The sequence below is a fragment of the Akkermansia muciniphila genome (genome assembly GCF_900184965.1).
Taxonomy (GTDB): Bacteria; Verrucomicrobiota; Verrucomicrobiia; order Verrucomicrobiales; family Akkermansiaceae; genus Akkermansia; species Akkermansia muciniphila_A.
The window spans coordinates 63,789-89,280 of sequence record NZ_FXYA01000154.1; the positions used below are offsets into that span (position 1 = coordinate 63,789).

Below are 25,492 nucleotides of genomic sequence, written 5' to 3' on the forward strand. Positions count from 1 at the left end.
CACCGAAAAATGAAAATTTCAGTCATTACGGTTTGTTATAACAGCATTGCAACGCTGCAAGACACGCTGGAAAGCATTCTGCGGCAAACTTACCCGGACGTGGAAAACATTGTCGTGGACGGGGCCAGCAAGGACGGGACCGTGGAATTGATTGAAAAATACAGTCCTCAATTTTCCGGCCGCATGAAATGGATATCCGAGCCGGACAAGGGGATTTATGATGCCATGAACAAAGGAATAAGCATGGCTACGGGAGATATCGTCGGCTTTCTGAACGCGGACGACTATTACCAGGACGGAGGCGTGCTGGAAACCATTGCCGAGGCGTTTGCCCGGCATGGGGCGGATGCCGTACATGGCAATCTGCACTACATCAACGGGGCAAGGGAAATCGTACGCACATGGCGCGGAACGGAGTATCGTCCCGGCTCCTTCCAGCGCGGCTGGTGCCCGGCGCACCCCACATTCTATTGTAAAAAGGACTGCTTTACCCGTTACGGCGGCTTTGACCCCGCTATCGGCAGCGCGGCGGATTTTGAGCTCATGTTGCGCTTTATAGAAAAAAACCATATTTCCACCGCCTATATCGACCGCGACATGGTCTTCATGCGCACCGGAGGCTCCAGTACGGCGGGCCTGCGGGCCATCCTGAGGAACACGCGCCAGAACAAACAGGCATTCAGGAAAAACAACCTCCCTTACCCGTGGCATTATGGAGTAACCCGGCTGATGGCCAAGGCGGGCAGCACGCGCAATCCCATCCATTACCTGTTCAAAACCCGCTGAATTTTCCCAGTCCGCACCTGTCCGTCACTCCGCCATGAACCTGATTTTCTATTTTGACCAGCCTATCCTGCCCCATGCGGGAGGAACGGAACGGGCGGCGTATCTTCTGGCGCAAGCCCTGTCGCAGCACGGCCACCGGGTTTCCTTCCTGTCGCTCCGGCAGGCGGCGGACACACCTCCCGGGGCCCCGCCTTACTTCACCCTTCCCCGGCAGGACACGCTCTTCTGCCAGGAAAACAGGGAATATGTGGAAACCCTGTGCTCCGCACAAAAGACGGACGGCATCATCAACTGCGGAGCCAATCAGGATGACTCCTTCTTTTTCAGCCATGAACACCTTGACATCCAGGCTTCCATCATTTCCTGGATTTCCTTTGACGTCCGCACAGGGCTGGATTATTTCTCCTGCCTGCTCCGGAAGGATTTCTCCACCTGGGGAAATACCATAAAAACGCTGCTGCGCCATGCGCTGCTGCCCTATAAAAAACATGCGGCCATCAACAACAAGAAGAGGAAATACAGGGACATGTTCCGCGGGTCAGACAAGGTGGTTTTTCTTTCCCGGCATTACACGGAAGACGCCCTCCAGCTGGCGGGGCTGCCGGAAAGAGCCCGTCTGTACGCCATCCCCAACCTGCTGACTTATGCCCCCGTTCAGCCCGACCTTTCCGGAAAGGAAAACGCCGTTCTTTATGTGGGGAGGCTGGCGGATTCTCCCAAAAAGGTGGATCGCCTACTGAAGGTTTGGAAAAAAGTGCAGCCGCTTCATCCGGACTGGCATCTGTACTTGGTGGGGGACGGCCCGGAACGCGGCAATCTGGAACGGATGGCGGAACGGCTGAAACTGGAAAACGTCCATTTTGAAGGGGTTCAGGAACCCGCGCCCTATTACCGCAAAGCCAGAATACTCTGCCTCACCTCCACCCACGAAGGCACGCCCATGGTGATTAACGAAGCTCTTTCCTACGGCTGCGTTCCTGTGGTTTTCAACAGTTTCCACGCTGCCGAAGACATGCTGCCGGACCGGGAGACGGGACGGCTCATCCCGCCCTTCAGCCTGCGCCTCTTCGCGCGGGAGCTGGATGAACTGATGAGCGGCCCCTACGTCCCTCCCTCCACCAGAGTATTAACGAACTATCAACCAGAAAAGGTTATTCCCCTGTGGATGGAATGCCTGCAAGACCAGTTATGAAAAACATTGTCATCTATCTTCCCAATGAGCCCCTGGGCAAACAGGGCGGCATGGAGCGGGTCACTCACCACCTGGCCGCCATGCTTGCCGGTGAAGGCCACCGGGTAACGCTCCTCTGCAGAAACAAAAACAGGCTGGGGGAAGAATACGTGCCTCCGACGGATCTCGTATTCATTCCCGCGTCCCTCAGCCGGGAGGAAGAACAGAATTTTCTGCTTAACTTGATTAAGGAAAGAGGAATTGAGACCATCATCGACCAGACGGAAGGAGGAATTGTGGGGCGGTGGGGAATTTTCCGGCGTCGCGGGCACATGAACGGGGTTTCCGTTAAACTCATTGCCGTTCAGCACAACTCCCAATATACCTACCTGAAACATTACCGGACCGTCAACCGGAAGCCCGCCGGACGCGGCCTGATCGGCAAGACACGCTCATTTTTCTATAATACGTTTATCCTGGCATTAAAAAAATGCAGGGCCGTTTTGCTTCAGCGCAGCCTGTTCCGGGAACTGGCTTCAGACTATGACCAGATAGTGACGCTCTCGGAAGGGGGCATTAAAGAATTCAAAAAACTGTATCCCTCCGTCCCCGGGAACAAGCTCTCCTGTATTCCCAATATCGTGGAACCGTCCTCTCTTCCCGGGGAAGAGAAAAAAGAACCGCGCTGCCTGTTTGTCGGCAGGCTGGATAACGCCCCGAAAGGAGTAGACAGGCTCGTGCGCATATGGGAAAAAGTGGAAAAAGCATGCCCGGGCTGGCATCTGGACATTGTGGGCGACGGACCGGATGCGGAGCTGCTTAAGGATTCCGCCCAAAAACTGGGGCTTTCCCGAATTGTCTTCCACGGCTTCCAGAATCCGGAACCTTACTATTCCAGAGCCTCCATATTCTGCATGACTTCCACGTTTGAAGGATTTGGCCTCGTTCTTGTAGAAGCCATGCAGCACGGATGCGTTCCTATTGCCTTCGACAGCTACCCTGCCGTCCGGGATATTATCTCCCACGGGGAAAACGGCATCCTCATTCCCCCCTTTCAGGAAGAAGATTACTCAAACGCTATCATGGCCCTGACGAATAATCCCGACGAGCTGAAACGATTCAGCCTCCACAGCCTCAGCATATCCCCAAAATTCAGCCCCTCAAACCTGGCATCCAGGTGGAACGCCATTTTGTAGGATCAGAAAAACGTTATCAAATCACTGGCAGAAATGAAAATTTGTTTTGTCGCATGGTCGGATTTCGGAATAGGAGGAGTTCCAAGGGTTCTGACAGGCCTGATGAATTCCTTGTCGCGCGAACATGATGTAAGCCTTTATTCTTTGAAAAACCTGCCGCAGTCAGATGCCTACGTAATAAACCGGGAACAAATTCATATTTACTGTAGAGAAATGACTCTATATGAGAAAATTCGCCGTTCGGCAGTGGATTTTCTTGTCAACAAAACTCCCCTGTTCAGCTCATCGCTGGGGTGCAGAATGTATGCGTCTGCGCGCTATACATCCAGCTTTAAAAAAGCGCTAGCTTCCCACATCAATGAGCATCAATATGATGTAGTCATCTTCGGTTCCGGTTTGGAGGACTCGCTTCTACTCTCTTTGGTTCGCCCTCACATTCCTCTCCACACAAAAACTGTTTCATGGTCTCATACTTCCTACGAAGATTACTTTAGAATCAAGGGTAATTATTTCTCCCGCTATTTCCATCATGCACTTAGAATGTTTTACCACCGCTTCGACCAAATCGTCGTGTTATCAAATGACGACCAGAAAAATTTTAAAATTCATGACCAACTGACAACGCAACGCATTTATAATCCATCAAGTTTCAAACCAAAAAAATATTCTTCTCTAACATCAAAAACGTTTGTCTTTGCAGGCGCTCTATCCTCCCATAAGGGGGCAGACATAGCCTTAAAGGCATTTGAGGAATTCAGCAAAGATAATGAAGAATGGAACCTGCACTTATATGGAGATGGTCCTTTGCGCCCATGGATAGAAAAATTCATCTGGCAACACGATCTCCAATCCCGCGTACATTTACACGGCAACCAAGGCAATATGGAACAGGAATATCCTAAACACACTATTTTCCTGTTTCCATCTCGCTATGAAGGCTTTGGTCTCGTACAAATTGAGGCTATGAGCTGTGGTCTTCCCATCATTGCAGCAAACCTCCCTATTTGCCGCGAACTCATCAAGGACAGCGGAGCGGGACATCTGTTTCCCGCAGGAGATAGTCATGCTCTGTGTAACATCATGCACTCTATGGTTGATGAGGATCTGACGCCATATGCTTTAAAAGCACGTGCGCAAGAGCAGTTTTTTACGCAGGAACGAATTACTGGTGAATGGAATAATCTTCTCAAGAGCCTGAACTCATGAAAAAACTTCTACTGCTAGAACCTATTAGAAAAGAAGGCAATTACCAATTCTTCATGCAATGGTTCGCGGACGCATGGACAACCAGCGGAGGACAAACGGTCAAGGGAATCTCCGCTCCGTGGAATCTGCGTCTGTTGATCGCCAAATCCCGGATTTCACGGAATTTCCGCCTGTTCACCAGTTCCCGCAGGGCGCTGCTGGTGCCGGGAGCCGGTTATCCGGATTCATTCGCGTGGCCGTTTGGTTATGCAAATGAAATCGTGCCCATGCTGTGGGACGTCTGGCCCCGGTACTGGCCGCGCCTCATCTCCTCCCTGAAACGCCACCATGTGCAAACATTGTTGTGCACCTCATCCCAGGTTTGCGAATACGTGGCGGAAAAACTTCCGCATATTCACGCGGTTCATGTTCCGGAAGGCATAGACCCCGCCGGCTACCGGGACGGAGGCCCCCTAGAGGGACGCCGGACGGACATTCTCCAGATCGGGCGCCTGATGCAGCCCGTGCACGAGGCCATTCTTCAAATGCGGCAGTCGTCTCCCCGCCTCAGCTATCTTTACCCGGAAGAGCCGGGCCGCCTCGTTTTTCCGGACTTTCCTTCCCTGTGCGAAGGACTGGCTTCCTCAAAAATCGTCATTTGCTACCCGCGCTGCCGAACCCACCCGGAAATGGCGGGCGATGTGGAAACGCTGACGCAGCGTTACTGGGAATGCATGCTCTCCGGAACGCTCATTGTCGGCCATGCCCCCAAAGAACTGGTTGATCTGCTGGGGTACAATCCCGTCATTGGACTGGAGACGGATGAGGACATCGGCAACCGGCTCTCCCAGATTCTGGACAACATCTCCTCCTATCAGGAACTGGCGGATAAAAACCTGGCCGCCGCCCGGGAAAACGCATCATGGGATACAAGAATGACCCGTATTCTCCAGCAACTGCGCCAACTGGGATATATGCAGTAACAGTCTTTTTCAGTTTCATTCGAATTCAGCGGATCCGGATATGGCCACACTCTGCAAATACTGGGCTTTCGCCTTCATTCTCTGCCAGCTTGGCCAGCAGCACATGTCCTTAAACGGCATTGGCTCCATGGGGTCTTTCCTCCTGCTGGGTCTGGGGGCTCTTTTGCTGCTGATCAACGCCGGACGCGTACTTGACCGGAAGACGATCGCATCATCCTCTTTCATTTATTCCTTCGTCTTCATCTTCATCCTGTACCAATTCACCTTCGGTATTTTTAACCTCAATGAGAAAACGGGGATTTATCTGCTTGCCAAGGTGGTCTGCTGCCTGATGATTGCGCTTTCCGTCCAGAAGGACCCGTCACTTTATTTGCAGCGTCTCATGCCGGTTCTGGCGACCGTCACCACCGTGCTCATCCTTATCGGCTTTGTCCACAATAACCTTGTTTTTGAGGGACGCTACACCCTGGGGTTCTGCAACGCGAATGGTCTGGGAGCCGTCTCCTCATTATGCGCGGGGGCCATGATTCTGGATTCTTCCGACCGCTCAAAGAAAAAAATCGCCATCATTCTTCTGTGCGCCCTGGCCACATTCCTCTCCGGCAGCCGGGCTTCCATAGGCATTCTCTGTTTGACCTTCATCATCAAATACGGTCTGAACATCAAATTTCTGGCGGTGCTTCTGGCCGGAATCCTCACCTGGCAAATCATCCTGCCCATGACGGGAATCTCTTCCACCGGCCTGAACCGGTTCACGGAATCCGTGGAACATATGGATTTTTCATCCTCCCGGGAAGGAGAACGGAAAGCGACCCTCATCATGATTGCAGAATCCCCCATCCTGGGAAACGGCTTTGACGTGGAACAGAGTGAAAAGGCCAAGGAGGTAAGCGGCCTGGGCTCCCATAACGGCTATCTTGATATCATGAAAATGATAGGCATTCCCTACTCCATGTTGCTGTTTGCGTTCATGGCGTATTATACCTTCACCGTCTGGCGGAAATTCCATAAATCCGCTTGCGATTATGACAGGATACACCTGTTCATCATTATCTCCGTTCTCATCGCCGCCAACTTTGAATCATATCTGTGGGGGATCAACCAGGTAGTCACAACCCTGTTGTTCACCTCCTTCGCCGTATTACAAAAACGCATGACAGACCTTAAACATGGAATCTGAAAAAACATACTTCTACCCCGTCCTCTCGGATTATGACTTCGGCTGGTTCCGTTTATCAGGACCGGGGCTTGCCAACTGCATGTTTGTGGCGGCCCGCGCCTACATACTCAGCAGGCAGGAAAACGCAGGCTATATTTCCCCCACCTGGACCAAACTCAGCCCGGGAACCTTCCTGCGCCGGGAGAAAGATAAAAGAGTCTATTTCAAAATTTTCAATGAACTGGGAATCAGCGGATTCAAAAAAATCCGACTGCTGCTTGCGGAAAAATTGCGCCCCGGCTCCCGGAGGGTGAAACAAATCCGCGGCATGGGGGAATACTTCGACGACCTCAATGAACACATGGACCTGGTGCATGAATTCATTGAAAAAATCACCAGGAAGGAAATTATTGAAAACGTGCGTCCGGAAGCCCTGAAGGACTGCATCGCCATTCACGTGCGGCTGGGAGACTATTCCCCGGAGATGCGGGTGGATATCTGCTGGTACGTGAATCTCGTCAAGGAAATCCTGTCCATCAAGCCGTCCCAGCAATTCCTCATCTTTTCCGACGGCTCGGACGAAGAGCTGAGGGAGCTGCTGGCCCTGTCCAACACCAGGCGCGCGTTCTACGGCAACGCCTACGCGGATATGTACGCCATCAGCAAGTGCAAATGGGTCATCGCTTCGGACTCCACCTTCTCCGCCTGGGGGGCATTCATGGGGGAACGCCCCATCCTGTTCAACAAAAGGCATTTCAAGCGGGTGTTCCGGGACCGCGTTCCGGAAGCCGTTCTGGGGGACAGCACCCGCATTCCGGATGAATTCAAGACGCTTCTTTAAATATGAAAAAGCAATATGACTTCATCTACCTGACCAATACGCCCTCCTTCTACAAGGCAAGGCTTTGTGAGGAACTGGCGAAAAAACACTCCGTTCTTCTGGTCCTTTACGGCTATGGGGCGGAAGCGGTCAATACCCGGCTCTCCGACAATGAGAACGGCTTTGACTACTTCTTTCTGCATGAGGGAGACGCGGGAAAAAGAAACAAGGCCCTTGTCCTGTTCAGGCTCCTGAAGCTGATGGCCCGGGTCCGGGCCCGCAGAGTGCTGTTCTCCGGCTGGATGGCGCCGGAATACAACATCTACAGCTTTCTTTCCTCAAAACGGCGCAATGCCGTCATCTGCGAATCGTCAGCCATTGATTCCGGCATGAACGGCTGGAAAGGCCTGCTTAAAAAAGCCGTCATACGCCGCATGAGCGCGGCTCTCCCTTCCGGTTCCCCCCACCGCGCCCTGTTTGAGCATATCCGCTACCCGGGCGACATCCACGTCACGGGCAGCGTCGGCATCTTTAACATGGAAGGCCGCCGCTCCCGTCCCCATTCCCCGTCCTCCCCCCTGAACTACATTTACGTCGGGCGCCTCGCGCCGGAAAAAAATCTGGAAATGCTCATCAGGGAATTCAACTCCAACGGGCGGCCTCTGACCATCGTGGGGGACGGGCCCCAAAAGGAACTTCTCAGAAACATGGCCGGGGGCAACATCCGCTTTCTGGGCCACATCCCCAATGACAGGCTCCCGGAAATCTATGAACGGCATGACGTGTTCATCCTCCCCTCGCTCTATGAGCCCTGGGGTCTGGTCGTGGAAGAAGCCCTCTTCCGGGGGCTGCCCGTCATCGCCAGCGACAAGGTGGGCAGCGCCGCCGACATGGTGACCGCTCTGGAAACGGGCGCGGTCTTTTCCCTGGCCGCTCCCGACGGCCTGCGCAACGCCATTCATGAAGTTGAAAAGAACTATGAGACCATGGCGCGCCGCGTAGCGGACATCAACTGGAACGGCCGCGTGGAAGCGCAGCTCAAGGCATATACCTCCCTTTTAGATTAATGGCTCCCATATTACAAACCATCGCATCCCTTGACTCCCGTTCGGGTGGCACCAGCACCTGCACTTATGACCTGGTCAAAGCTTTGAACGCTTCCGGCATGCCCACGGATATCCTCACCCTCCAGCCCGGCTCCCCGGAAGAACGGATGGTGGGAGAAGACAGCTTCATCCATGCCTGCCCGTTTGACGCCCGCACCCCCCTCGCCGTCTCCCGGAACATACGCCGTTTTCTGGCCGGCTCCCGATACAGCCTCTACCACACCAACGGCCTGTGGCTGGACGTCAACCACGCGACATGCGCGCACGCGCGCAAAACGGACACACCCTGCATCGTTTCCCTGCACGGCATGCTGTACCCCCAGGCGCTGGAGCGCGGCGGCTGGAAAAAGAAACTCATGCTCGCCCTGGGGCACCGGAAAGACATCGCCGGAGCCGCCTGCGTCCACGTCACCTGCGACAAGGAAATGGAATACTACAGGGACATGGGGTTTTCCAACCTCGTGGCCGTCATCCCCAATCCGGTGCGGATTCCGGAATATCTTGCGGACATCAGGCGCCCCGGGCATGACGGCTTCCGGGCAGGGTTCCTGGGCAGGCTTCATCCCATCAAAAATCTGGAGGCCCTGATCACGGCCTGGGGTCAACTGCGCCTCCCGAACGCGGAGCTTCTGCTCATCGGGGACGGAGAACCGGAATACAAGGCCCGGCTGGAAGAACTGGTCCGGGCGGAAAACATTTCCAACATCTCCTTCACGGGCTTTGTATCCGGGAGGCGGAAATATGAAATGCTCGCTTCCCTGGACGTCCTGTGCGCCCCCAGCCACCAGGAAAACTTCGGCATGAGCATTGCGGAGGCCCTGCTGGCGGGAACGCCCGTCATCGCCAGCCGGGGAACGCCGTGGGAAACGCTGAACACCCGCCGGTGCGGCTGGTGGTGCGGCAAAGATTCCTCTTCCCTGGCCGCAGCCCTGGAAAACGCCTTCAGCCTCTCCCCGCAGGAAAGGCTCGCCATGGGGGAACGCGGCCGCGCCCTCGTCATGGAAACCTGCGCCGCCCCTCACGCGGCCGACTGCATGAAACGCCTGTACCGGTATCTGCTGGGGCAGGAAGCCAAACCGGAATTTGTCTATCTCCCATGAACATCCTCTTTTTGCTTGGAAAATTCCCTTCCGTGGGCGGCGTGGAAACCGTCACCGCCATTTTGGCGAATGAATTTTCCGCCCGGGGCCACGCGGTGCACGTGGTTTCCTTTGAACAGGTGACGGAAACGCCCACCCCCGCGCTGGACGACCGGGTCACCCTGCACCGGCTGAGCTACCCCGTCTCCAGCCGGGCCAACCGGGACGCCCTGCGGGACATCCTGGTCTCCAGTCACATTGACGTCATCATCAACCAGTGGTGCCTGCCCTTCCACGTCACCAGGCTGTGCCGGAAAGCCATGAAAGGCCTTCCATGCCGCCTGCTGGCCGTCCACCACAACGCCCCGGACTGCAACGCCCGGCTGGAAGGCCTCCGGATGCGCATCGCCCGGACGGGAAACCCGTTCAACAGGGCGTGCCTGCGCCTTCTGCTGAAAGGCTGCTCCATGGCTACCGGTGCCAGCCTGCGTTACGTTTACGCTCACAGCGACCGTTACATCCTCCTTTCTGACAGTTTCCACCAGTCCTTCCGGAACATCACCGGACTGAAGGATACCGGAAAACTTCTGACGATTCCCAACCCCATTACCGTGGAAAATCCGGAATTCCGCTATGATCCGGCCCTCAAGAAAAAGGAGGTTCTCTTTGTCGGACGGCTGGAACCCAACCAGAAACGGGTCTCCCGCGTGCTGGAAACATGGGCGCTGCTGGAACCCCGCTTCCCGGACTGGACTCTCCGCCTGGTGGGAGACGGCCCGGAAAAACGCTCCCTTCAGGAATTCTGTGCGGAACACCGCCTGAAGCACGTCACCTTTGAAGGCTTCCAAAATCCGGCTCCGTATTACGAACAGGCTTCCCTGCTCTTGTTAACCTCGGAATATGAAGGATTCGGCCTGGTAATCGTGGAAGGCATGTCCTTCGGCGTCTCCCCCATCGTTTACGGAAGCTTTTCCGCCGCCTATGACCTGGTGGACCACGGCAAGGACGGCTGCATCCTGCCCGCAGCCGGAGGGTTCCAAGCGAGCCGGATGGCGGAAATGGCCGCAGGGCTGATGCAGGAACCGGCCGCCCTGCACGCCATGGCGCGGAAAGCCATAGCCAAAAGCCGGAAATTCACGCGGGAGCACATCATTCCCCAGTGGGAAAAGGCCTTCCGACCAAACGCCTCCTGAACACGCCTTCCCCCCTTTCTACATGGAACAGACCCGGAACAAAACGGACATCGCATTCACCGTCAGCGGCAGGCTCGCCGTATCCTGCGCCGTGGCCTACATGACGCTCCCGACCATCCTTTTCCTGCTGGGATGGGTCAGGCCCCTGTTTTCCGTTCCGGCCGCTGCGGCCGTAGCCGCGGCAGCCGTCCTGCTGAGCGCAACAATCCCGGCCCCCACGCTTCATTTCACCAGGCGCCAGATGGCCATTTACCTTTGCGTCCTCGCCCTTTCCCTTCTGTGGCTTCTGGCGGGCGGAATGACGGGAATCACTTCCCAGCACGCGGACTTCGTGGTCCGCAACCCCATTTATGAAACGCTCATCCGCTGCGACTGGCCGCTGGTGGACGCGGGAGGGCGGCCCTTCATCTACTACCTCGCCTTTTGGCTTCCCCCGGCCCTGGCGTGCAAATGCCTCTCCTGTTCGGACATCTTCATCATCAACTACGTCCTGACCGCCTGGACGGGGCTGGGCCTGGCGCTAACCCTCACGGTCCTCTGGAGCAAATTCCGTACGGCCACCCTGCTTTTCCTGCTCCTGCTCATCTTCCAGGGCCCGCTGGACGGCATCGTCAGGTGGGGGCTTCATTTATTCCATTTGCAAGGGCCGCTGGCCCACGAACTTTACCTGACGGTACTGGCGTTCTTCGGGGGCGTGCCCCCCACCATGCAGCTTCACTACACCTTCCATCACACCACGCTGCTGTGGCTGTTCCTGTCCATGGCGGTCGCCTGGGACATTCCGCCCAAATACCAGCTCTTCCTGGCCTCCCTGTGCCTGCTCGCCTCTCCCATCGGCTCGCTGGGCCTTCTGGTCTTCATCGCCGTCCGCACGCTGATCCTCCGCACGCCCGTCAGGCAATACTTCTCCTCCTGGACGGTGCTGGCGGGCGCCGCGCTGGTGCTGCTGGCCGGCATCTATTTCACGAGCAGCAACGGAAACAACCGCATCCGCCTGACGTGGCAGGACTCCCCCTTTGACCTGCTCCAGTACGGCAACTGGAAATTCTGGGCCGCCATGGCCGGCTCCTGGCTGCTGACGGTCGGCGTTCCGGCGGCGCTCCTGTTCCGCCGCTTCAAAAAAGACGCCCTGTTCTGGTCAGCCCTGTCCATTCTCACCCTTACCTACTTCATTTACATAGGTTCCGTGGGCGGCTACAATGAATTCTGCTACAAAGCCTCCAGCGTCAGCTTCTTCTGCCTGGCTCTCATCTTCACCCGCATCTTCTCGGAACGGATGGGGCCGCCCCGGTGGCGCCGGCTGTGCGTCTGTTACCTGATCCTGGCCGCGCTCCCCAGCCTTTCCGTCTTTGCCAAGGCCGCCCCCACGCTCGCCTTCTCGGAACCCGCGCGGCTTGCCAACATGCAGCGGGAATGGAAGGGGCACCTCCACCACCCGGAACATCCCTGGAACCGCCCGCTTTGGGGAACCGGAGAAGGACGCGCCTTCAGGAACATCTATTTCCAAAAGGCGGGCCAGTCCGCGGACGGCCCGCTGGCCCCCTTTTCCACCGGAATAAGGACGGATGCGGAACCCGCCGCTCCGCGTCCATAACCCCCCCTTCCACCTCCGCACCCTTTCGCCATGGACCTTTCCCGTTACCAGGAACATTACTCCCTCAGCTACCGCCTCAAACGGTACGGCTGGTATATTGTCAACAGGACCCTCTTCCGGATCATGGTCACCAACGCCATGAAAGTTCCCCGGAACCTTCTGCTGCGCCTGTTCGGGGCGCGCATACCGCTCGCCTCCCTCGTTTACCCCAGCAGTAAAATCTGGGCTCCCTGGAACCTCTCCGTAGGGGAATACGCCTGCATCGGCCCCGATACGGAAATTTACAACAAGGCCCCCATCACCATCGGGAACCACGCCGTCATCTCCCAGGGGGCCTTCCTCTGCACGGCCTCCCATGACATCTCGGACCCCGCCCACTCCCTCATTTCCGCCCCCATTACCGTGGAAGACCAGGCATGGGTGGCGGCGCAGGCCTTTGTGGGCATGGGGGTGACGGTTGGCAGGGGAGCCGTGGTAGGAGCCCGCAGCGCCGTATTCAGGGACGTGGCTCCCTGGACGGTTGTAGGCGGGAACCCGGCCCAATTCATCAAACAACGCACGATCCGCTGAACCATGCTTAACCTCGCCGTCATCATCCTCGCCAGAAATGAGGAGCTCCATATCCGCCGCTGTCTGGAAAACATTCTTCCCATCGCCAGGGAAGTCTTTGTCATTGACTGTTTTTCCACGGACAACACCGCCGCCATCTGCCGGGAATACCCCCGGGTGCAGGTCATCCAGCATGAATGGCCCGGCCTGTACGCCCTGCAATTCAACTGGGCTCTGGACAACTGCCCCATCACCGCAGAATGGGTCCTGAGACTGGACGCGGACGAATGGTTCATGCCGGAAGCCCTGGAAGAACTGAAAGAAAAACTGCCCTCCCTCCCCCCGGACGTCACCGGAATCATCCACAAGCGCAGGCATATTTTCCTGGGCCGTTGGATGAAGCACGGCGTTTACCCGGTCAAGCTGCTGCGCCTGTTCCGCTACGGCGCGGCCAGGTGCGAACAGCGCCATATGGACGAACACATGGAACTCAGCCGGGGCCGCTCCGTCGAATTCGAATACGACTTCGTGGACGAAAACCTGAATGACCTGGGATGGTGGGCGCACAAGCACGTGGACTATTCCGCCCGGGAAGCGGCGGATATTGAAGACATCCTCTCCTCCTCCGCGGCGGCCTCCGGCATCAGCGGTCAGGCGGCCAAAAAGCGGGCCATGAAGGAACGCTACGCCCGCCAGCCGCTTTTCTGGCGTTCCTTCGCCTACTTCTGCTACCGTTATTTCCTGAAACTGGGTTTTCTGGACGGCAGGGAAGGATTTTTGTGGCATTTCATGCAGGGATGGTGGTACAGGACCCTCGTGGATGCCCGGCAATTCGAAAAACAGAAACAAGACGCCGCCAAAACGGCACGCTGATTCCATTCCACCCCGCTTTCTCTCCATGTCCCCCCTTTTTTCCATCATCATCCCCGTTTACCGTTCCGGCCCCTTCCTCAGAGACTGCCTGGACTCCATCAGGAACCAGACCCTGACGGACTGGGAATGCATCTGCATCAATGACGGCTCCCCGGACGAGAGCGGAGCCATTCTGGACGAATATGCCCGGAAGGATTCCCGTTTCACCGCCATCCACCAGGACAACCGGGGCGTAAGCGCCGCGCGCAACGCGGGGCTCTCCGTGGCGAAGGGAAGCTGGACCGCCTTTGTGGACGGGGACGATACCGTAGAGCCGGACATGCTGGACTGCCTGCATGAGGCGGCTCTGCGCACGCCGGAAGCCTCCCTCCTCTGCTACGGAATCAGCAAAGACTTCCATACGGGGCTCCGGCTCATCCGCACGGAAACCACCCTCCCAAGCCGGGACCAGCACATCCCCGCGGAGGAAACGGGGGCCTTCCTGCGCTACCTGCTGACCAGCCTGGACATGGAATCCTCCTGCAACAAACTGTTCCGCACGGAACTCCTGAAAAAAAACGGCATCCGCTTCAATACCTCCGCCGTCGTATTTGAAGACTTCCAGTTTGTCCTGGACTACCTTTCCGCCTGCTCCCCGGACATCAGCCTGGTCAAAAAAGCCTTCTACCACTACCGCGCGCAGGAAAAGGAAAACGGAGCGGCCAAGCGCAGCCGCTTCAACCTCGTCCGGGACATAGACACGCTCACGGCCAAATTCCTGGCCTGGATCAGCACCCTTTCTCTCCCGCAGGAAGACATCCCCGTCGTCAAAGGCTACATCCTGCAAAAAATCAGCGTGATTTTCCATGCCCTCCAGCGGCAACCCTATGCCGCGCGCAGGGAAGTATTCCGGGACTTCCTTTCCAGCGGTCTGGCCGCCCGCAAGGCGGAGCTTCCCCTGTGCGGCCGCTACTACCACCTCGTCTGCCGCCTGCTGGCGGCGCGCAGATACCGGCTGGCCCACCTTCTGCTGAAAACAAGGAACATTTAACCCTCTGAGCCTCCCCATCCAAACGGCATCGCCCATACACAGCCTTTCAACAATATGACCCAGCCTCTCGTCAGCATCGTCATTCCGGTGTTCAATGTGGAACGCCATCTGCGCCAATGCCTGGATTCCGTTCTCCGCCAAACCCTGAAAGAATGGGAATGTATTTGCATAGATGACGGTTCCCCGGACGGCAGCGGAGCCATTCTGGACGAATACGGAAACAAAGACGCGCGTTTCAAAATCATCCACCAGCGGAACAGGGGCGTTTCCGCCGCACGCAATCTGGGCATCAAACTGGCCTCCGCCCCTTATTTGACATTCATTGACTCGGACGACTGGGTTGAGGACGACGCGCTGGAAAGCCTCCTTTCCGCCATGAAGGAATCCTGCGCCGATATGGTGATGTGTTCCATCTGCATCCATCAGGAAAATCATCAGGAGGTTTCCATGGAAACACCTTACCCCCCTTCCGAAAACATGCGGGACGAATACGCGGTAACTGAAAAATCCTTCTCCGGAGCGGCTCTGGTAGATGTCTCCATCTGGGCGAAACTCTTCAGCATGGAAACGATCCGCGCCCATCAAATCCACTTTGCGCCGGAACTCAAGGTATCCGAAGATATGGAATTTTCCACCCGGATGCTCTGTCACAGCCGCCGCGTCTCCATCATCCGGAAACCCCTGTACCATTACCGTGCCGGCCACGAGAGCAGCATTATGAACAACATTGTCCGCGGAAGAATGAAAACGCCGGATTTCATCAATTCCATCAATGCCATCTACCGCCTCTACCAGTGCGTCCCCTCCGGCCTGGAACGCGGGGAATGCAGGGAACGCATTACAGGCACGCTGAGAAGGGCTCTTTCCGGAAAAAACTTTTACCGGCAAATCATCCGGCAACTTGACCACAAGGATCAGGCCGCCATCGCGGCCTCAACCTCCTTCCCTTACATGAATTACCTGAAGAAGGGGAAAAAGCTTGCTTCTCTCCAGATGATTCTGCGGCACTTCAGAATGCAGTTCGGCCTCGGAACCCGTTTTCAGGCTCTCTCAAACGCCGTTAGAAATTTTTTTAAAAGCTGACGCCCAATGAAGATAGGCATTATCACCATCCATTATTCGTTCATCACCCGCAACTACGGCTCTCTGATGCAGTTATATGCCATGCAGCAGGTGTTGGAAGGAATGTCCGTTCAATCCGCCCTGATCAAGCAGCTCCCCAGACCGCTTCCCGTCCCCCCCCCTCCCACAACTCGGCAAAAACTGGACTATTACTGCCGGCATCCCTGGAATTTGCTTGCCCGCTGCGCCCGTTCCCTGAAACCGGAACGGAAAGCCCCGCGGACTGCCCCTTCATTTGAATCCTTTATTGAACAGGAGATACACTCCCTGTCCCCCATTTTCCTCCCTGGAGAACTCAACGCGCAAGAACTGGATTTTGACGCATACCTGGCGGGAAGCGACCAGATATGGACATCCTGCGAACCGGAAAAACTTCTGGATTTCGCCCCTGCCGGCAAACGCATGGCCTATGCCGCCAGCGCAGCATGGGGACAGCAGTCCCCGGAATGGCATACCCTGGCCCAGAGGGAATTCCCTAAATTCTCCGCCATTTCCGTACGGGAAAAACACGGGGTGGAAATATGCCGGAAAGCCGGCGCAGAAAAAGTTGAAGTTGTTTTGGATCCCACACTGCTCCTGGACCGCCGGGAATACTCCCGGCTGACGGAAGGGAGGCCGCCGTACTTTTCCGAACCGTGCGTCCTGGGTTATTTTCTCAACACAGGCCAGCTTTCCCGGCTTCCCTGGAAGCAGGTGAAAGAGGCCGGGAAAAAAATGCGCGCCCCACTCCGCGTCATTCCTCTCCAGGGAGCGGAATGCTGCATCCCGGAAAAATATTCCATCTCCCCGGATCCTTATGAATTCCTGCAGGCCTTCCAGGAAGCCCTCTGCATCATCACCAATTCCTTCCATGGCACAGTATTCGCGCTTATCATGCGCAAGCCCTTTATAACCATTCTTCAAAAAGGAGAAACAGCCGTCCAGAACACGCGTATTTTCTCCCTGCTGGAATCCCTGGGGCTGGAAGACAGGATCTACCATCCGGAAAAAGGCTCCATGGCCGAACAACTGGACCGTCCCATTAACTGGACGGCCGTCGAACGGAACTGGGAGGCTCTGCGCATTCATTCCATGGAGTTCCTGAAAAACGCCATTCAACAATGCACCTCCGCTACCCGCCATGGCTGAAGAAAACAGCAACAAACGCATTGCCCGCAACACCATACTGCTTTACACCCGTTCGTTGATCAATCTGGTCATCGGGCTGTACACGTCGCGCCTTACCCTGGACGCGCTGGGAATACCGGATTACGGGATTTACAACGTCGTCGGCAGTCTGGTGGCGCTCTTCGGCCTGTTCAACGGCAGTCTGAACACGGCGATCAGCCGGTTCATCACCTATGAACTGGGAAGGAACAACAACCAAAGGCTGAACAAGGTTTTTTCCTCCTCCCTGAGCATCCTCTTCATTTTTGCCCTGGTGATATTCATCCTGGGAGAAACCGTGGGGCTGTGGGCAATTAATTGCCGCATGGTTTTTCCCGCGGACCGAATGAATGCCGTCAACTGGGTCTATCAGATTTCCCTGATGACATTCCTGGTAAGCCTGCTCAACGTGGCGTACACCGCTACGCTGGCTGCGCATGAAAATTTCCGGGTGCTGGCGACAGTAGAAATCCTGTTGACAGGGGTCAAAGTAATATGCGTCATCCTGCTGTATTACGTTCCCATGGACAGGCTGATTTACTTCGCCGGGTACAGCTTCCTGCTTACGCTGGCTTCGAGCGGCTTTTACGTCTTTTATTGCATGCGGCATTACCCCATCTGCCGCTACCGGGCCATCCTGGACAAGCCATTCCTCAAGGAAATGGGAGCATTTTATTCATGGAACCTCTTCGGCTCCATCGCCTGGCTGCTGAAAGGTTCCGGCATCAACGTGGTCATCAACCTCTTTTTCGGCGTACTCATCAACGCCGCGCAGGCCGTGGCGTCCCAGGTATCTGCCGGGGTCACGGCCCTGATGGGAAGTTTTTCCAGCGCCATGCAGCCGCAAATCACGAAAAGCTACGCGGCGGGAGACTACGAACACATGTGGAAACTTGTCTTCAACGGAACGCGCTACAGCTTCTTTCTGCTGGCCGTCTTCATTCTCCCCCTGTGCTTCAACATTGATTTCATCCTATCTCTCTGGCTCAAGGAAATTCCCGAGTACACCAACATCTTCGTTATCCTTTTCCTGGCCAATGTGCTGGCGGAAAGCTACTCCACCTATTTGATCACCGTTCTCCTTGCTACAGGGAAAATCGCTTTCTACCAGGCCAGCGTGGGAACAATCCTCCTGTTGAACGTCCCGTTAAGCTATCTGGCCTTCCAATGGGGATATCCACCCGTTTCTTTCCTTGTAGTATCCATTATTCTGACGTTCGCTGCGTCTGCCCTGAGACTTTTCCTGCTAAAGAAAAGATTTTCCTTCTCCATTACTCTCTTTCTTCGTTCCGTCTTTCTCAAAACGCTTCTTACTATTCTCCTGGTCAGCGCGTTGAATTTCATGTTGCTGCATCTTCGCTCACTCCTCCCATATGGGAATATCCTCGTGCTTCTCTTCTCCTGTCTTATTTCCATGGGAGGCATTTACATCCTAGGCCTCAACCCGGAAGAACGCCGCATTGTCATCGTGCAGGCAAAAAAATACCTTCACCGTTAACTCTTCATTCACGAACATGATCATTTTGGAAAACAAATACGATTGTTGCGGCTGCCACGCCTGCGTGACAATCTGCCCCCGGAAATGCATTTCCATGCATCCGGATCAGGAAGGCTTCCTTTATCCGTCAACTGATCAAAACCTCTGCGTGGACTGCCATCTGTGCGAGAACGTCTGCCCCATGATTTCACAGAAGGAAGAAAGAAAAAACGCCGCGGGAGAGGCAGACAGAGAACCAATCAAAGCGTATGCCGCACGCAGCGGAGATAGCCTAACGGCGCAGAACAGCGCTTCCGGAGGAATATTTCCCATTTTGGCAGAGAAGGTATTGAATGAGGGAGGAGTCGTTTTTGGAGCCAGGTGGGACGAGGATTTCATGGGAGTCCGGCACGATTTCATCACAGACAAAAAAGACCTGTATCTTTTCCAAGGCAGCAAATATGTCCAATCCACCATAGGAAACGCATTCTTTCAGGTCCGTGATTTTCTGAAATCAAACCGTAAAGTCCTTTTTTCCGGAACTCCGTGCCAAATTCAAGGGCTGAAAAAAGTCATCCGGAAAAACTCCGAACTTTTAATTACCGTTGATGTTGCCTGCCATAGCGTACCGTCTCCGAAAGTTTGGAAGTCCTTTTTCCGCAATCTGATCGCCAAGAACAGGATTTCCGATGTTTCCGGCGTTTTCATGAGAAAAAAGACTTTCTCTCCTGCGCGGGGCTGGAGATGTGATTCCTTCGTGGTGGAATCAACCAACACCCCACCCCTTGAAGATTCCATTTATGAAACCGCCTACGGACGCGGTTTTTTGGAAGGCATGTTTTCCCGCCCGTCATGTGAAAAATGCCCTGCCAAAAATATGGAAAGCGGCAGCGACATCACGCTTGGAGATTTTTGGGGAGTGGAAAACTATTTTCCGGATCTGGTCATGCAAGAGGGGCTTTCCATCATTATCTGCAAGACGCCCAGGGCTCACGCATTGTTGGAATCTGTGCGCGGCTCTCTGTCCGTTTTACGTCCTGCCGAATATAAATGGGCGGCAGCGCATAATGAGGGATTACGTTTTGATCCCCGGAAAAACCCTCATCGGGACTCCTTTTTCCGGAAGCTGGCCAAATGCCGTTCCGATCAGGCGGCGGTCAATCTGATGGAATCATATTTCCGCCCTAAGCTTCTTGCAAAGATAAAGACGAAATTAAAATCCGTGTTGAAATGTATTCTTTGCCGCTCGCTGTTCTCTTCCGGCAGAAAAGAAAAAAACCACTCTGAAAAGCCTTAACAGCTGCCTGAACAAACTGATTATCAACTACCTGCATAGCAATCATCTGAAATGCGACACCTTTCAGATTGACACACGTTCCGATCAATATGAATAAACATACAGGAGAGAAAACAGGAAGGCTGAGATACTTTGACGCCCTCCGGGGCTTTTCCATGATTTTCGTCGTATTCAGTCATGTAGTACTTTTCTCCATGGGCCTGACCGACGTGAAGGACAGTACTGTAAACTGGGTGATCATGACTTTCCGGATGCCTCTGTTCTTTTTTGTCAGCGGCTTCTTCGCCTACAGGGTTTGCACGAAATGGACCGCCTCCCTTGTGGGTGACGTCATCAAAAGGAAGATTCAGGCACAGGTAATTGGAACGATTGTGTTTTGTTCCCTGTTCCTGTTTTGTCAGGGTCAGGGAATCTTTACATGGCTGCACACGGGTTTCCAGGGATATTGGTTTACCATCACCCTGTTTCAGATGTTTTTAATCTTCCTGGCTCTGTCTCTGTTATCCAGGTTATGTTGCACGGAGCGCATGCTGGACATCGGGCTCCTGCTCGTTTCTTCCATCTATTTCCTCTCTTTCGGGGTGCCGGCAATAAGAGAATTCTGGGATTCCCCGCTGGGAGGCATATTGTGCGAGTATGAGGTAACCCGCTATTTCCAGTTTTTTGCATTGGGAATCTTTTGCCGCAAGTACTGGAACCAGTTTGCACGGTTATTAACAAAGGATTGGTTTAAAACCCTTTTCATAGTTATTTTTGTGGCGTGTCTTTGTTTTATGAATCTAATTGAAAAATCCCAAATATTTCCACCCCCCCCCAATTCAGCCAAAATAATCGGCATTCTTGTACGATATGCCGGTTTAATAGTCGTAGTTTCATTCTTCTTCAGCAAGGAGAGATACTTCAACGAAGGCAATATCTCTGGTAATCTCCTGGAATACATCGGCCGGCGCACATTGGACATCTACCTGCTCCATTACTTTTTCCTTCCCAATCTGAAATTCTTACAGCCATTTTTAACCACAGGCAATACGGTCATCATTCAACTGTTTATCGGCATCACCGTATCAGCAGCCATCATCACCCTCTGTCTATTGATAAGCAATGTACTTCGTTCCAGCAACTTTCTCGCGTCCTGGCTATTTGGCGTCAAACCGCCTCCAAAGTGAAGAAATCCACGGCGCTCCATGCCTGACAGCCCCATGGATGGTTCTTGAATAAAGAAGAAAAGACCTAGTTTCATAAACGTCAAACGCAGGACATATTTGAGATTTTCTAAAATTCCATCCATATCATATATGAAGCAAATCACTTCACTCAGAGGGCTGGCGATTATTCTGATCATTCTTTTTCATCTCAATCCGGAGCATTTCCCCTACGGCTACTTCGGCGTAGAAGTATTTCTGGTGATTTCAGGCTACCTGCTTATGAAATCCTTCCAGAAACAGCAGATGCAAATCCGTCTGGGGGAATTTGCCCGTAAAAAAGTGTTAAGGCTGTTTACCCCGGTTGCCGTCATCATTCCGCTTACCCTCCTGGCCGGCATGTTCTTTCTGGACTACACGGACCTGGCGACAGCCAGTTCCACAGGCGGATACACGCTGATAGGAGCCGCAAACAGATTCCTGGCCATCATCCAGTCCGATTATTTCGCGCAGGATTCCGCCGGCAATCCATTCCTGCACATGTGGTACCTGGCGGTGACGGTGCAAATTTATCTTTTGTTTGCCGCGGGATGCGTCCTGTACCGTTACCTTCCCAAACGGGCAGCGGCCTCTCTTTTCTGGATCGCCGGCATCGGGTCCTTTCTCTGGGCCTATTCCTATCCCATTCACAACCTGTTGCAGGAAATCGGCGTGCCCGTCTGGGAGCAGATTCACGCTCCCTCCCATTACATGACGCTGCCCCGTTTATGGGAGGTTTGCGCGGGGATTTTGTTAGCAATCTACCCCCCCCCCTTAAGTTCAACACGTTGCGCAAACCTGTGGAAAAACGATCTCCTTTTTCTCCTTGGAGTATTATGTATCCTCGTTCCCGCTCTTTCCCATGGAAAGAACGTTTCCCTCTGTTCGGCAGCCGTAGTTTTGGGGACATGCCTGGTGATCCGGTATGCGGAATACGGCAGGCTGCATCAATACTTCAACAATAAACTGCTGCTGTGGATTGGAGGAATTTCATTCTCCCTTTACCTGGTGCATATGCCTCTCATCGCGTTCTATCATTCATGGTTTCTCCATGCTCCCGGATGGCACGGCATGCTTGCCATCGGAGCGGCGTCCGCAGTCCTGGGAAGCCTCCTGTACCTTACAGTAGAAAAAAAGCGCATGAAGATGAAATGGTTTATCCCCTTATACCTTTTCGCGTTGCTTCTATGCGCAGCTGGAAGGCAGACGGAAGGATTCCGGTACTACATCAACAAGGAAATCAACTCCATTTCCAGCCCCCAGATGCATGGCGCATCAGAAATCAAATCTCCTGAAGCCGCCAGGGGATTTGATAAGGGAGCCATCAGATTCAACAGCAACATCTTTGCCTTCGTCAGCAGAGCCGATTTCAAGGGAAGTGCGGAACCCAGCCTGCTGCAGCTGGGTTCTCCTTCCGGAACTCCATCCGTGGTCCTGTTTGGAGACAGCCATGCCTCTGCGGCCTTTTGCGGGCTGGACGCCGCATGCTGGGAACTGGGCATCTCCGGGATTTACGTTTCTTCCGTCATTTCCCCATTCTGGAACCGGGAATTGCCCGCGCTGCCGTTTGATGAAAGCTATTATTGCGACGAGAAAAAAATAAAAGCCCTCATGGCATGGCTGAACGTCCACCCGGAAATTAACCATGTGGTCATAGCCCAGCACTGGAGCGCCCGTTACGACAGTAAAAATATACTGGACTGGAAGCTGAAGCCGCTTCCCGCCGGCGAACCTGCCTATTCAGCCTCCCTCCGCGCATTTATCTCCGAACTGCGGGCGATGGACAAGCAAGTCATCCTGCTGGCCCCCACTCCGCTCATTAAGCAAAATAATGTGGATAAATACATCAGGAACCTGGCACGCAGGGGGAAAACGGGAAAAGGCCAGGAAAGCCTTACATGCACGCGGCAAAAATACAGGGAAGATCACGCCGCCGTACTTTCCATCCTTGACCGGCTTGAACAGGAAGGGCTCTGCACCGTCCTGCGCATCCTTCCCCATATATCGGAAAACAGGCCGTTCAACGCCTATGAACACGGGGAAATCCTGTACAAGGATGGCGACCACATGTCCAGCAAGGGCTCCATCAGGCTCTTCCAATACCTGAAACCCCAGTTAAAAAAAGCGCTGGAAAAAAAATCCGCGGCATCATCAGTTTCACAAAAGCCATCCCCGTGAATGCGTCTGCCGCAGAAAACGTTTAAATAAATCCGACTTCTGTGTAAGCAATAGAGTTTTCCTTGAGAAAAATGCCCTTGCATGATGAATAATGAGCCAAATGTTTAACACTTTTTGTCATACATTGAACATATTTTCATATTTCTTTTCTGGTATTGAAGATACTCTTGCTAAAAATAAAAATATTGTTATCATATTTTCCCCATATAATTATGCAACGTAAAACCATTATTGCAACGTGTGCTGCCATGGCCGCTTTTTCCGGCATGGCAGCTGCCGATATCCAGCTTCCCCTGGATGTTTTAAACGCCAATAACGGAGGCAAGGCCTTCTCCGCCCAGCTGGGAGCAGGCTACGCTACCAAATATATCAGCCGCGGCCTGGCTTTCCAGAATTCCGCCAGCGATCATGTCATTCCTTTGGAAGCCGTCGGCGCTTATCAATTGAACAATCAATATTCCCTGATAGGCGGATTGAAATATCAGTGGCTGACAGATAATGGTCTGGAACATAATGATTCCGGGATTTGCGACGAAGGATCGGCCATTTTAGGCGTCAGCCGCAAATTCGGAAAATCGACTATCGCGGCTCTGAGCTACCAGTTTGTTCACGGCGGCATCCCCGGAAGTTTCAATATCCACAATACAGGCAACAACTCCGGCATCCCCATTTTCAGTCACAATAGGCCGGAAGAACACAGCTTCGTTCTGGACATTCACCATGACTTCGGCAAAGGACTGGAAAACTTCTTCTGGGACTGCCGTGTGCAATACACGTTCCGCTGGATGACAGGCTGGTGGTTTACCAATACCCTGGGGTACAAGTATGACGTCAACAAATCCACCTCCGTCATCGTGGCGGGCACCTGGAACGCCACGGCCGGTTATTTTGACAGCAATTCCCTGAACGCCAATGGGACACAGGGCATTTCCCTGACGGTTTCCGCCCCTGTCAAAGCTACGAAAGACCTGACCGTGACTCCGTTTGTTGGAACGGTCTGGCTCGGCAACGGCGGCCTGGCGGCCAACCATCGCGGCGCTTCCTCCCGCTTCCCCTACAGGGAACCATCCAAGGTTTACCGCAATTTCACCTTCGTCGCCGGGGTAGGAGTTGCCTATTCCTTCTAAAAATCTGACTGTCACTCACTCAACCAACGCAGGCTCCGGCATGTGCCATCAATCATGCCGGAGCCTTTCTTTAACTTTTCATATCCCCCGTTTTTTTCATACCGCCCCCGTTCAGGAACAAGTGGCCGCCCTGAGCGACGCGTTTGCCATCGCAGGCAACTTCCTCCATTGCGAAACCATTAACAGCGGCCACATCAACATGACCTTCCGGGCTACCTGCCTGGAGCCGGACGGCACCACCCGCCGCTACATTTTCCAGCGCGTGAATGATGCCGTATTCCCATGCCCCAGGGACGTCATGCACAACGTGGAAAAGGTAACCAACCACATCCGCTGGAAAATGCTCCGGGTACTGAAAACGCCCTTCCGCCAGACGCTGAACCTGTACTCCGCCCGGGGGGGCCGCAAATATCTGGAAATTCCCGGTTCCGGTTTCTGGCGATGCTACAACTGCATTGAAAACACCCACACGTTCGACGTGGCGGACCATCCCCGCCAGGCTTACGAAGCAGCCCGGGCTTTCGGCGCTTTCCAACAGCTCCTGTGCGATATGAATCCGGAGGACATTCATGAAACCATTCCATTCTTCCACCACACCCGCAGACGCTTTGACCATTTGGAAAAAGCAGCGGCGGCGGACTCCCACGGACGGCTGAACACCTGCCGCAACGAGCTGGACTTCATCCGCCGCCGCGAACGCTGCGTGGACGTGCTGCTGGATCTCCAGAAACGGGGGGAGCTTCCCGTCAGAATCGTCCACAACGACACGAAAATCAACAACGTGATGCTGGACAGGGAGACGGACGAGGCTGTTTGCGTCATTGACCTGGATACCGTCATGCCCGGGAGCGTCCTGTACGACTTCGGAGACATGGTGCGCACCATGACCTCCCCCGCGGCGGAAGATGAAGAAAATCTGGATAAAACTTGCCTGCGCATGCCCATGTTTGAGGCCGTCGTCAAGGGATATCTGGAAACCGCCAGGGACTTCATCACGCCGCAGGAAGTCTCCAAACTCGCTTTTTCCGGTCTGCTCATCACGCTGGAAACGGGAATCCGCTTCCTGACGGACTACCTGGAAGGGGACGTTTATTTCAAAACGAAAAAAGAACGGCACAACCTGCACCGTGCCCGCACCCAGCTCAGGCTGGTGGAAAGCATGGAAGAGCAAATGCCCGAAATGGAAGAATGCGTCCGGAAATGCTTCCAGACTGTTAACGGCTGAGAGGGCATGACCGGC

At 54.4% G+C, this 25,492-nt stretch carries 22 protein-coding genes; all 22 read left to right on the top strand.

Translation table 11 applies throughout. The annotated features are described in order from the left end of the window. The first annotated feature begins 9 nt into the window (after window positions 1-9). The 22 genes from CI070_RS04100 to CI070_RS04205 all read left to right on the top strand — a co-directional run bounded on the left by CI070_RS04100 (window position 10) and on the right by CI070_RS04205 (window position 25,477). Window positions 10-786, top strand: coding sequence for a glycosyltransferase family 2 protein (locus CI070_RS04100; RefSeq protein ID WP_094136148.1), 777 nt, complete (start codon window positions 10-12; stop codon window positions 784-786). 34 nt (window positions 787-820) lie between these two features. Continuing rightward, entirely contained in the window at window positions 821-1,978 is a 1,158-nt protein-coding gene (locus CI070_RS04105) for a glycosyltransferase (RefSeq protein ID WP_094136149.1), read from the top strand. Next, the gene (locus CI070_RS04110; protein ID WP_179218362.1) at window positions 1,975-3,153 is read left to right on the top strand and encodes a glycosyltransferase; all 1,179 of its coding nucleotides are present in this window, start codon (window positions 1,975-1,977) and stop codon (window positions 3,151-3,153) included. The genes CI070_RS04105 and CI070_RS04110 overlap by 4 nt, the downstream gene beginning before the upstream one ends. Before the next feature lie 33 nt (window positions 3,154-3,186). Next, complete coding sequence (locus CI070_RS04115) at window positions 3,187-4,359, top strand: glycosyltransferase (RefSeq protein ID WP_094136151.1); 1,173 nt, start codon at window positions 3,187-3,189, stop codon at window positions 4,357-4,359. Further along, window positions 4,356-5,321 carry a glycosyltransferase gene (locus CI070_RS04120; protein WP_094136152.1) on the top strand — a complete coding sequence of 322 codons (966 nt, stop codon included), beginning with the start codon at window positions 4,356-4,358 and terminating at the stop codon, window positions 5,319-5,321. Before CI070_RS04115 ends, CI070_RS04120 begins: the two co-directional genes overlap by 4 nt. A 40-nt stretch (window positions 5,322-5,361) precedes the next feature. Next, a complete protein-coding gene (locus CI070_RS04125; RefSeq protein ID WP_094136153.1) occupies window positions 5,362-6,501 on the top strand; it encodes an O-antigen ligase family protein in 1,140 nt (379 codons plus the stop codon). Continuing rightward, a complete protein-coding gene (locus CI070_RS04130) occupies window positions 6,491-7,321 on the top strand; it encodes an alpha-1,2-fucosyltransferase (protein WP_094136154.1) in 831 nt (276 codons plus the stop codon). The genes CI070_RS04125 and CI070_RS04130 overlap by 11 nt, the downstream gene beginning before the upstream one ends. Window positions 7,322-7,323: 2 nt before the next feature. Beyond that, window positions 7,324-8,367: a glycosyltransferase gene (locus CI070_RS04135; RefSeq protein WP_094136155.1), complete on the top strand. Its 1,044-nt coding sequence runs from the start codon at window positions 7,324-7,326 to the stop codon at window positions 8,365-8,367. Next, window positions 8,367-9,506, top strand: a complete 1,140-nt coding sequence (locus CI070_RS04140) for a glycosyltransferase (protein ID WP_094136156.1) — start codon at window positions 8,367-8,369, stop codon at window positions 9,504-9,506. The genes CI070_RS04135 and CI070_RS04140 overlap by 1 nt, the downstream gene beginning before the upstream one ends. Further along, entirely contained in the window at window positions 9,503-10,678 is a 1,176-nt protein-coding gene (locus tag CI070_RS04145) for a glycosyltransferase (RefSeq protein ID WP_094136157.1), read from the top strand. Before CI070_RS04140 ends, CI070_RS04145 begins: the two co-directional genes overlap by 4 nt. Before the next feature lie 22 nt (window positions 10,679-10,700). Next, entirely contained in the window at window positions 10,701-12,272 is a 1,572-nt protein-coding gene (locus CI070_RS04150; protein WP_094136158.1) for a hypothetical protein, read from the top strand. 30 nt (window positions 12,273-12,302) lie between these two features. Next, the gene (locus tag CI070_RS04155; protein WP_094136159.1) at window positions 12,303-12,842 is read left to right on the top strand and encodes a putative colanic acid biosynthesis acetyltransferase; all 540 of its coding nucleotides are present in this window, start codon (window positions 12,303-12,305) and stop codon (window positions 12,840-12,842) included. A 3-nt stretch (window positions 12,843-12,845) separates the two neighbouring features. Beyond that, a complete protein-coding gene (locus CI070_RS04160) occupies window positions 12,846-13,694 on the top strand; it encodes a glycosyltransferase family 2 protein (RefSeq protein ID WP_094136160.1) in 849 nt (282 codons plus the stop codon). Between the two features lie 25 nt (window positions 13,695-13,719). Next, a complete protein-coding gene (locus CI070_RS04165; RefSeq protein ID WP_179218363.1) occupies window positions 13,720-14,724 on the top strand; it encodes a glycosyltransferase family 2 protein in 1,005 nt (334 codons plus the stop codon). Between the two features lie 54 nt (window positions 14,725-14,778). Next, window positions 14,779-15,807: a glycosyltransferase family 2 protein gene (locus CI070_RS04170; RefSeq protein ID WP_094136162.1), complete on the top strand. Its 1,029-nt coding sequence runs from the start codon at window positions 14,779-14,781 to the stop codon at window positions 15,805-15,807. 6 nt (window positions 15,808-15,813) lie between these two features. Beyond that, window positions 15,814-16,974, top strand: a complete 1,161-nt coding sequence (locus CI070_RS04175) for a polysaccharide pyruvyl transferase family protein (RefSeq protein ID WP_094136163.1) — start codon at window positions 15,814-15,816, stop codon at window positions 16,972-16,974. Then, window positions 16,967-18,490: a hypothetical protein gene (locus tag CI070_RS04180; RefSeq protein ID WP_094136164.1), complete on the top strand. Its 1,524-nt coding sequence runs from the start codon at window positions 16,967-16,969 to the stop codon at window positions 18,488-18,490. The genes CI070_RS04175 and CI070_RS04180 overlap by 8 nt, the downstream gene beginning before the upstream one ends. Window positions 18,491-18,506: 16 nt before the next feature. Then, complete coding sequence (locus tag CI070_RS04185) at window positions 18,507-19,766, top strand: Coenzyme F420 hydrogenase/dehydrogenase, beta subunit C-terminal domain (protein WP_094136165.1); 1,260 nt, start codon at window positions 18,507-18,509, stop codon at window positions 19,764-19,766. Window positions 19,767-19,855: 89 nt separating this feature from the next. After that, the gene (locus tag CI070_RS04190) at window positions 19,856-20,932 is read left to right on the top strand and encodes an acyltransferase family protein (RefSeq protein WP_143245579.1); all 1,077 of its coding nucleotides are present in this window, start codon (window positions 19,856-19,858) and stop codon (window positions 20,930-20,932) included. 129 nt (window positions 20,933-21,061) lie between these two features. After that, window positions 21,062-23,125 (top strand): acyltransferase family protein, encoded by a 2,064-nt coding sequence (locus CI070_RS04195; RefSeq protein WP_094136167.1) that lies wholly within the window; start codon window positions 21,062-21,064, stop codon window positions 23,123-23,125. Between the two features lie 212 nt (window positions 23,126-23,337). Next, on the top strand, window positions 23,338-24,252 hold the full coding sequence (locus CI070_RS04200; RefSeq protein ID WP_143245580.1) for a hypothetical protein: 915 nt from the start codon (window positions 23,338-23,340) through the stop codon (window positions 24,250-24,252). 40 nt (window positions 24,253-24,292) lie between these two features. Continuing rightward, entirely contained in the window at window positions 24,293-25,477 is a 1,185-nt protein-coding gene (locus CI070_RS04205) for a phosphotransferase enzyme family protein (RefSeq protein ID WP_094136169.1), read from the top strand. Window positions 25,478-25,492 lie beyond the last annotated feature (15 nt).

Coding starts and splice junctions, on each gene's coding strand:
- CI070_RS04115 (WP_094136151.1), top strand. CDS start 3,187: ATGAAAATTTGTTTTGTCGCATGGTCGGATTTCGGAATAGGAGGAGTT.
- CI070_RS04205 (WP_094136169.1), top strand. CDS start 24,293: ATGTGCCATCAATCATGCCGGAGCCTTTCTTTAACTTTTCATATCCCC.
- CI070_RS04130 (WP_094136154.1), top strand. CDS start 6,491: ATGGAATCTGAAAAAACATACTTCTACCCCGTCCTCTCGGATTATGAC.
- CI070_RS04140 (WP_094136156.1), top strand. CDS start 8,367: ATGGCTCCCATATTACAAACCATCGCATCCCTTGACTCCCGTTCGGGT.
- CI070_RS04120 (WP_094136152.1), top strand. CDS start 4,356: ATGAAAAAACTTCTACTGCTAGAACCTATTAGAAAAGAAGGCAATTAC.
- CI070_RS04110 (WP_179218362.1), top strand. CDS start 1,975: ATGAAAAACATTGTCATCTATCTTCCCAATGAGCCCCTGGGCAAACAG.
- CI070_RS04195 (WP_094136167.1), top strand. CDS start 21,062: ATGAAGCAAATCACTTCACTCAGAGGGCTGGCGATTATTCTGATCATT.
- CI070_RS04175 (WP_094136163.1), top strand. CDS start 15,814: ATGAAGATAGGCATTATCACCATCCATTATTCGTTCATCACCCGCAAC.
- CI070_RS04100 (WP_094136148.1), top strand. CDS start 10: ATGAAAATTTCAGTCATTACGGTTTGTTATAACAGCATTGCAACGCTG.
- CI070_RS04180 (WP_094136164.1), top strand. CDS start 16,967: ATGGCTGAAGAAAACAGCAACAAACGCATTGCCCGCAACACCATACTG.
- CI070_RS04165 (WP_179218363.1), top strand. CDS start 13,720: ATGTCCCCCCTTTTTTCCATCATCATCCCCGTTTACCGTTCCGGCCCC.
- CI070_RS04105 (WP_094136149.1), top strand. CDS start 821: ATGAACCTGATTTTCTATTTTGACCAGCCTATCCTGCCCCATGCGGGA.
- CI070_RS04150 (WP_094136158.1), top strand. CDS start 10,701: ATGGAACAGACCCGGAACAAAACGGACATCGCATTCACCGTCAGCGGC.
- CI070_RS04200 (WP_143245580.1), top strand. CDS start 23,338: ATGCAACGTAAAACCATTATTGCAACGTGTGCTGCCATGGCCGCTTTT.
- CI070_RS04125 (WP_094136153.1), top strand. CDS start 5,362: ATGGCCACACTCTGCAAATACTGGGCTTTCGCCTTCATTCTCTGCCAG.
- CI070_RS04145 (WP_094136157.1), top strand. CDS start 9,503: ATGAACATCCTCTTTTTGCTTGGAAAATTCCCTTCCGTGGGCGGCGTG.
- CI070_RS04160 (WP_094136160.1), top strand. CDS start 12,846: ATGCTTAACCTCGCCGTCATCATCCTCGCCAGAAATGAGGAGCTCCAT.
- CI070_RS04185 (WP_094136165.1), top strand. CDS start 18,507: ATGATCATTTTGGAAAACAAATACGATTGTTGCGGCTGCCACGCCTGC.
- CI070_RS04135 (WP_094136155.1), top strand. CDS start 7,324: ATGAAAAAGCAATATGACTTCATCTACCTGACCAATACGCCCTCCTTC.
- CI070_RS04170 (WP_094136162.1), top strand. CDS start 14,779: ATGACCCAGCCTCTCGTCAGCATCGTCATTCCGGTGTTCAATGTGGAA.
- CI070_RS04155 (WP_094136159.1), top strand. CDS start 12,303: ATGGACCTTTCCCGTTACCAGGAACATTACTCCCTCAGCTACCGCCTC.
- CI070_RS04190 (WP_143245579.1), top strand. CDS start 19,856: ATGAATAAACATACAGGAGAGAAAACAGGAAGGCTGAGATACTTTGAC.